Annotated in this window: 5 protein-coding genes; all 5 read right to left on the bottom strand. The window is 59.7% G+C overall.

Annotated features, from left to right (window positions below):
• Window positions 1-259, bottom strand: a 259-nt coding sequence (locus EN879_RS24130) for a S4 domain-containing protein (protein WP_281034605.1), incomplete at its 3' end; no start/stop codon positions are given.
• Window positions 260-321: 62 nt separating this feature from the next.
• A complete protein-coding gene (gene crcB / locus EN879_RS24135) occupies window positions 322-696 on the bottom strand; it encodes a fluoride efflux transporter CrcB (protein ID WP_063168066.1) in 375 nt (124 codons plus the stop codon).
• 76 nt (window positions 697-772) lie between these two features.
• Window positions 773-2431 (bottom strand): hypothetical protein, encoded by a 1659-nt coding sequence (locus tag EN879_RS24140; RefSeq protein WP_063168067.1) that lies wholly within the window; start codon window positions 2429-2431, stop codon window positions 773-775.
• A gap of 170 nt (window positions 2432-2601) precedes the next feature.
• Window positions 2602-3432 carry an aspartyl/asparaginyl beta-hydroxylase domain-containing protein gene (locus EN879_RS24145; protein WP_063168068.1) on the bottom strand — a complete coding sequence of 277 codons (831 nt, stop codon included), beginning with the start codon at window positions 3430-3432 and terminating at the stop codon, window positions 2602-2604.
• Window positions 3433-3603: 171 nt separating this feature from the next.
• Window positions 3604-4911, bottom strand: coding sequence for a replication-associated recombination protein A (locus EN879_RS24150; RefSeq protein WP_063168069.1), 1308 nt, complete (start codon window positions 4909-4911; stop codon window positions 3604-3606).
• Between the last annotated feature and the right edge of the window lie 76 nt (window positions 4912-4987).

Consider the following 4987-nt stretch of genomic DNA (forward strand, 5'->3'; position numbering starts at 1 on the left):
CGCCCTGGTTGCGGATCGAGTGGCCGGTCAGCGCACTCTCGCCCTTCTTGTCAACCTCGAGCGGTGGGACGCGAACCATCTGGCCGGGCTCGACACGGGTGTCGGCCTTGACCCGGCCGCCGTCGACACGGATCTGGCCGGAGCGCAGAAGCTTCTGCAAATGGCCGAAACCAAGGCCCGGGAAATGGGTCTTGAACCAGCGGTCGAGCCGCATGCCCGCCTCGCCGGCTTCCACCGTGATCTGTTCAACGCCTGCCATGTTTTTTGTCGCTTATCCGTTTCCCGAGCCAAGCTCGGCCTGTTCTTGGCGCGGCAATAGCACTAAGGCAGGCTTCTTGCGAGCCAAAGTCCCAGAAACAGGGCGATAATGGCGCCAATGACGCTGGCAAGGGCATAACCCAGCGCAGGCAGCGTGGCTCCCCGCTCCCACAGCGTCGCGAAATCGAGCGAAAAGGCTGAGAAGGTGGTGAAGCCGCCAAGAATGCCGGTGGCAACGAACAGCCTGACCTCGTTCGATCCGCCACGGCGCATCATGGAGGCGATGAACAGCCCCATGGCGAAGGAGCCGATGACGTTGATGGCCATCGTGCCCCAGGGATAGTTGGGGCCGACAAAACGCAGCGCGCCGATGTTGGTAAGGTGACGAATCCCGGCACCGATGCCGCCACCGAGGAAGACGAGAAACAGATTGAACATGACCGTTTACTGCCCCCGCAGGGCTGCCCGGTCAATCCCTCGTTGTGGGCGCAACCGCACGGACCAGCCGAGCTCGTCACCACTCAGGCGTTGCCCATCCCGGATATTTTTTCCTGAACTCGTTATAGAGGTCATCGATCTCCGTTTTGCCGATAGGGCGCGCCTGTTCGTAGAGGTAGCCCTTGACGTCGCCGGACAGCTGGTACGCCGCGATGCGCCTGTATGCTGCGCCGATGCCTTTGCCCTCGACAATGTATTGGTCCGGTATCGAGACACAGAGCTGCGCACCCGGCTGCAGATGGGTAACGGGCGGATCGGTCACGACAACGTATTTGGACTTCAACGCCGCCGGTCTGAATCGATCGCGACTATCGACCTGACAAGCCCACTCGATGCGAGGGTAAAGGTCCTTGTCCATTTCATAGAGCAATGAGTCGCTCATGATCCCGCTGGACGCAAATACCGACAACCGGTCCCCAGGTCCCATCTTTCCAAGAAGGTCATCGATAAGACGCCTGTATTCTGGAAGATTGTCGAGTTGCAGCGGGAGCGTGGCTTCCCTGGCAAAGACGTAGCTGATCGGTGACAGCACCTGGCGGCCAATTGGGAAAAAAGTACCGAAAAACGCCAGCACGGCGGCAACGGCTATCGCGGCGTTCGACCATCGCGATCTCAGCGCCGGCATCGAAACGATCGCAACGATTGCCTGGGCGTAGGCAGGAAAAAGCCAAAGAAACATTGGCACCGAATGGTGGCGATCCGGGTCCTGCATGCGGGTGAAGAGGAAGAAGGTAAGTACCGAAGCAACGGCACAGAACAGGGAAAATCTGTTTTGGCGTATGATGGAGATGTAAGCGCCAAATACGATCAACAGCCAGTTCACATAGCTGAGCCGCGATCCTGCCTGGTCAACCTGTGAAACGAAGCTTGTCTTGTATCCGCTGTAAAGGTCGCCATAGCTGGTTCCCAGTATCTTGAGGACCAGGGGTTGCTGGAAGGTCAGCGCGGCTCCGACAACCACGAGGATCACACACAGGCCCCCGACGGCGGCATTGCGGAGTGCCGGGACGTCGCGGTCTTTCGCGACCTGCAGAAAACAGAAGAAGGCCGCGGAAGTTCCGACCCCGATGACGGGATAAGCATACCAGCGGCGCAGCACGAATGCCAACCACAGGCATACGCCGACACGCATGCCGCTGATCACCGGTTCACGGGTCAGGAACCTCGATTTCCAGAGAAAATAGGTTGCCGCGCAAAGCGCGAGACAGCCGGCAATGTCCGGCAACCCACGAAGCGTCGCCGCCCAGAAGGGCGTGTAGAGAAAGGCCGCAATCCATACGGTGAGCCAGCTTCGGCATGAAGGCGTCCCGGTCGCCGCCTCCAGATAGCTTGTTCTGCCGATGAGAAGAGCGGTCGGAACCAGGTAAACAGCGACTATTCCGGCGATGTAGGAAAACCTCGAATCGCCAAAAATGATGTAAAACGGCATCAGCGGCACCAGGATCGCCGCACTGTAGTCGTCGGTGGCGATCGAGGTCCTCAAATGGCTGAGCCACTCGAGAGGGCTCTGAACCAAGAGCGTGCCCTGCCGGCTAAACGTGTCGAAATAGGCAGCGAAGTCCCAGTAATAGACAGGCTGTTCAAGCTCTACATAGATGAGAGCAAGAGCAATTCCCACAAGAGCGGTGCACACATATGTCGTTGCCCAAAATCCGAGAGATTTGTTCTTCGTCACTTGCGGCCGCCAGAAGGAGAAGAGGCAGAACTATCAAAGCCAGCCCGGACTACCGTTTATGCAGCCAGGATCCGTTCCGGCGCATGAGCGGCCGACAAGGATTGGCCAAGTCTCACATGCAGAGCACCCAAACGCTGCCGGCAGGGCCGGCAGCGCCGATTTTCCAAAGCTCAGGTCGTCCCGGCATTCTTCGGCTTGGTCGAACCGATCATTTTCCAGTTCTTGTAGAACATGGAATTGATGCGCTCGACGCTCACCGAGACGATGGCCAGCATACCCGCGATGAGGCGGGGAACCGGCGATGGCCTGATAATGTCCATGAACACGCAGTAGCGGCGGCCGTCATACTCGTTGACCGAGCGATGCAGCAGCGTGTCGTCGAAGATGAACAGCGGATTGTCGTACCAGTAATTCTTGACGTTGCCGCACTCGACGAAAATCTCCGACTTCACCGGGATCAGATTGTAGAGGATGCGCAAGCTGAGCCGCAGCGGGCCGAAATGCCAGGACGTCGATTCGCGCTTGCTGAAGACGGAAACGGCGATGGTCTTGATGTATTTGAAATCCTTGTTGAACTCGGCGACGTTGTCGATCCTGTGCTTGCCGTACCACTGGTAGACATACATGCCGCGCCGGCCGGCGCCGAAATTGGCATCGATATCGGCGATGATCTCATCCTTGCGCGCCTTGAAGATGTCCAGGACCTCGTTGACCTCGCGCTGATAGTCGGCGGGAAACTGCTCCAGCTTCCACACGCCAGGATTTCTGTAGCACAAGAGGTCGACCAGCAGGTTGAACGGCGAAAGCAGCCAGGTGAACAGGCCGTTGCCGAGAAAATAGCCTGAGAACAGCGACAGATCCTTGCGGTCGTTGCGCAGCACGTCGATCAGGCCGCAGACGATGAAGATCGTCGTCAGGATGGGGATGAAATAGAAGCCAAGGGCGAGAAGCGGGATGGCAATGGCGAATTTGCGAAGGGATTTGCGAAGATTTTTTGTCATTTTTCCACGCGCCAAGCGCGATCCTGTTGCGAATGAGGTGCCCAAATCAAGGCAATGGCCACCGCCCGGTCGTGCGCCTTGATAAGGTTTTTTGGGTTACCACACAACGGCCCTGCTACCGCGGCCGGCTGGCTGCCTGCTGGATCTGGTCAATAGCCTCACGCAACCCGGCTATTCCCGCTCTTTGCGCAGCTTTGCCCAATAATCGAGCCGCTTCCTGATATCGCGCTCGAAGCCGCGCTCGGGCGGATCATAGAAGGTCTGGCGACCCATCTTCTCCGGAAAATAATCCTGCCCCGAAAAGGCATCCGGCTCGTCATGGTCGTAGCGGTAGCCCGCGCCGTAATCCTCCTCTTTCATCAGCTTGGTCGGCGCGTTGAGGATGTGCTTGGGCGGCAGCAGCGAGCCGTGTTCCTTGGCGGCCCGCGTGGCGGCCTTGAAAGCGTTGTAGACGGCGTTGGATTTGGGCGCGGTGGCGAGATAGACGGTGGCCTCGGCAAAGGCGAGTTCGCCCTCGGGCGAGCCGAGATAGTCGTAGGCATCCTTGGCGGCATTGGCGACGACAAGCGCCTGCGGGTCGGCAAGGCCGATGTCTTCCATGGCCATGCGCACCAGCCGGCGGCCTAGATAGAGCGGATCCTCGCCGGCATCGAACATGCGTGCGAGATAGTAGAGAGCCGCGTCAGGATCTGAACCGCGTACCGATTTGTGCAGCGCCGAGATCAGATTGTAATGGCCGTCCTGGCCCTTGTCGTAGATTGGCGCGCGGCGCTGGACGATGCGCTGCAGACCCTCGGAATCGAAGACCTCGCCGGGCTTGGCTGCTCGCCAGACTTCCTCTGCCAGGGTAAGAGAGGCGCGGCCGTCGCCATCGCTCATGCGGATGAGCATGGCCCGCGCCTCGTCGTCGAGCGGCAGCGCCCTGCCCTCGGTCTCCTCCGCCCGCGCCATCAGCTTGGAGATGCTCTCCTCGCCAAGCGAATGGAAGACCAGAACGCGCGCGCGTGACAACAAAGCGGCATTCAGTTCGAAGGACGGGTTTTCGGTCGTGGCGCCAACCAGCACGACTGTCCCGTCCTCCATGACCGGGAGGAAACTGTCCTGCTGCGCGCGGTTGAAGCGATGGATCTCGTCGACGAACAGCAAGGTCTGGCGGCCATTGGCACGGCGCAATTTGGCTGATTCGAACACCTTTTTCAGGTCGGCGACGCCGGAAAAGACAGCCGATATCTGCTCGAAGGCGAGACTCGTTTCACCGGCGAGCAACCGCGCCACGGTGGTCTTGCCGGTGCCGGGCGGCCCCCAGAAAATCATCGAGCCGAGCGAGCCGGAACCGATCAACCGGGTCAGCGCGCCGTCAGGCCCCGTCAGATGCTCCTGGCCGACGACCTCGCCAAGGTTCCTCGGCCGCAGCCTGTCGGCCAGCGGCCGCCCAGGCGGCGTCTTTTCCGGTTCATCGACGCTGAACAGATCGGCCATGCACTTCTTTTTCGTTGGAGCATGAGCCCGAATGCACGGAACCCAGCCCTAATAACGCAACACCTGACGCAGTATC

The sequence above is a fragment of the Mesorhizobium sp. M7A.F.Ca.AU.002.02.1.1 genome (assembly GCF_003998535.1).
Taxonomy (GTDB): domain Bacteria; phylum Pseudomonadota; class Alphaproteobacteria; order Rhizobiales; family Rhizobiaceae; genus Mesorhizobium; species Mesorhizobium ciceri.

Bases quoted from the DNA above. Each gene is read 5' to 3' on its own strand.
- crcB (WP_063168066.1), bottom strand. From the start codon at position 696: ATGTTCAATCTGTTTCTCGTCTTCCTCGGTGGCGGCATCGGTGCCGGG.
- EN879_RS24145 (WP_063168068.1), bottom strand. From the start codon at position 3,432: ATGACAAAAAATCTTCGCAAATCCCTTCGCAAATTCGCCATTGCCATC.
- EN879_RS24150 (WP_063168069.1), bottom strand. From the start codon at position 4,911: ATGGCCGATCTGTTCAGCGTCGATGAACCGGAAAAGACGCCGCCTGGG.